This window comes from Butyrivibrio sp. AD3002 (assembly GCF_000420905.1).
Taxonomy (GTDB): Bacteria; Bacillota; Clostridia; order Lachnospirales; family Lachnospiraceae; genus Butyrivibrio.
Genome location: NZ_ATVV01000066.1, coordinates 1 through 2,022, shown reverse-complemented (window position 1 = coordinate 2,022; position 2,022 = coordinate 1). Strand labels below are relative to the sequence as shown.

Annotated in this window: 3 protein-coding genes and 1 pseudogene; all 4 read left to right on the top strand. The window is 40.9% G+C overall.

Annotation, left to right across the window (positions count from 1 at the left end; all coding sequences use genetic code 11):
* Positions 1-234 (top strand): annotated as a pseudogene (locus G596_RS25390) (RNA-guided endonuclease InsQ/TnpB family protein); the annotation flags it as partial.
* Positions 235-330: 96 nt separating this feature from the next.
* Complete coding sequence (locus G596_RS0120225; RefSeq protein ID WP_330361240.1) at positions 331-783, top strand: GNAT family N-acetyltransferase; 453 nt, start codon at positions 331-333, stop codon at positions 781-783.
* 111 nt (positions 784-894) lie between these two features.
* Positions 895-1,350 (top strand): NUDIX domain-containing protein, encoded by a 456-nt coding sequence (locus tag G596_RS23275; protein ID WP_022763599.1) that lies wholly within the window; start codon positions 895-897, stop codon positions 1,348-1,350.
* 58 nt (positions 1,351-1,408) lie between these two features.
* The coding region (locus tag G596_RS0120215; RefSeq protein ID WP_022763598.1) for a hypothetical protein at positions 1,409-2,022 on the top strand (614 nt) is incomplete at its 3' end.

Here is a 2,022-nt window from a genome sequence, read left to right as displayed (position 1 = left end):
CCCATGTATGAAAAAGGGAAGAATAAAGAATACTCTTTTTCAGGAAGAAGGATAAAAAGAGGACTGTACAGGCACTACGATGGAACAATAACAAATGCAGACATAAACGGAGCTGCCAATATCTTAAGAAAAGTATTCCCAAAGGTAACCCAATGGGATAGGGGCATAGTGGACATGCCCTGTTCTTTGGGATGCGTTAAGCATCCCAAAGGTTCATGCCGCTCTGCGGCATAACAGAAACCTCTTCCGACGCAGAGTCGGTGGAGGTAGTTCATGACTACCCGGATGAAACGCTAAAATAAAGGGGGAAAGGATAAGATAATAATGATTGTGGAGATAAAAGATCCAAATGAAAAACAAGCTATCGCAAGGAAAGTTCTGGAGGCTCTTACTGACTGGTTTGGCGTAGAAGAGAGCAGAGAGGAATATATTTCCGGAAGTGCCGATTGGACGTTTTTTGCAGCAAAGGAAGATGATGAATATGTGGGATTTCTTTGCCTAAAAGAAACAGGAAAGGTCACTGTCGAACTGGCTGTTATGGGAGTTTTACAGGATCATCACAGAAGCGGCCTTGGCAGGCAGCTCGTAGAAAGGGCTAAAGAAACCGCAAGATTACAGGGGTATGAATTCATGCAGGTCAAGACTGTGAAGATGGGAATGTATGAGGACTATGACAGGACTAATCTCTTTTACATAAGCTGTGGCTTCAAGGAATTGGAAGTATTCCCTCTCCTATGGGATGAGGCAAATCCCTGTCAGATATATGTGATGTCTTTGAAATAATTTTCAGAATTTAGTATAATACTCATTGTGACTTCAGACAATTATAGGCGGTAAGTTTAAAGACTTGCCGTCTTTTTCTTAACATGGAAATCATACTATGGGGATTGCATTATGGCTGACTTTACATGGTTTAAGGATTCTGTTCCTGACCAGTTACCGGTAAAACAGGTTTATGGAATAGCATTTTCAGCAGATAACCTGGTTGTCTTGAGGATTGAGGACGGAAAATACAAATTGACCGGTGGAAAGCCTGAAAATGCTGAAACTTTTGAAGAGACATTGAAACGGGAATATATTGAAGAATTGAATATTGAACTGGAAGATATCCATTATCTTGGGTATTTATTGGTGGAGGATAATTCGGATAAGTATGCTCAGGTAAGAATGATAGCGAAGATAAAAGATATTTATGAGAGTCATATTGATCCGGCTACAGGAAAAATATATGGGAGAGAGCTGGTGGCTGCTGATAGGGTAAAAGATTATCTTAAGTATTCTGATCGTGCAGGCAACGAAATGATTGATGATGCGGTACAACTTGCACAAGTATGCTATTTCAAAAAATAAAAGATAGTATCTCTGTATGCTATTTTGAAAAATATATAGGGAAAGATTTGGGAGGATTATGGCAAATAGTTTATTTGTAGAGGGATTGATAGAGAATAACACAGGCAAACTTATAGAAGCTCCTAAGAGTGATCTGCATAACCATTCAACTAAGGGATGCACTCTTAAGTGGGTTGAAGAGCGGACGGGCCATTCTTTTCCCGCCCCTCCGGAAACCTTTGATGGTCTTGAGGGTATGCAGAACTGGTTCACTACCTATGTCAAACCCTTTTGCTCAGGAGATGAAGGCATAGTCTTTAGATGGGAGGGGGCGTTTGCTGAAGCCGGGCGCAACAATATTAAAAGGCTTGCAATGAATTTCGGGGCTACGGAGATTGAACTTGTAGGAGGAATTGATAAATTCAGGGAACTGATTCAGGGTTTTCACATGAAATACTGTCCGGAAACAGTTTTTGAACCGGAACTTACCTATATATCAGCCTGCGATATCGATTCTGCGACAGATTCAATTGATGAGTACATAAAGACCGGATTCTTTAAGTCACTCGATGTCTGCGGCGGCGAGAATATTCGACCATTTGAAGCTTTTATTCCCCTGTATCGAAAAGCTGAACATTACGGACTTACTAAGATAATACATGTTGGTGAGTCGGGATCTGCAGATGATGTAAG

Bases quoted from the DNA above. Each gene is read 5' to 3' on its own strand.
- G596_RS23275 (WP_022763599.1), top strand. From the start codon at position 895: ATGGCTGACTTTACATGGTTTAAGGATTCTGTTCCTGACCAGTTACCG.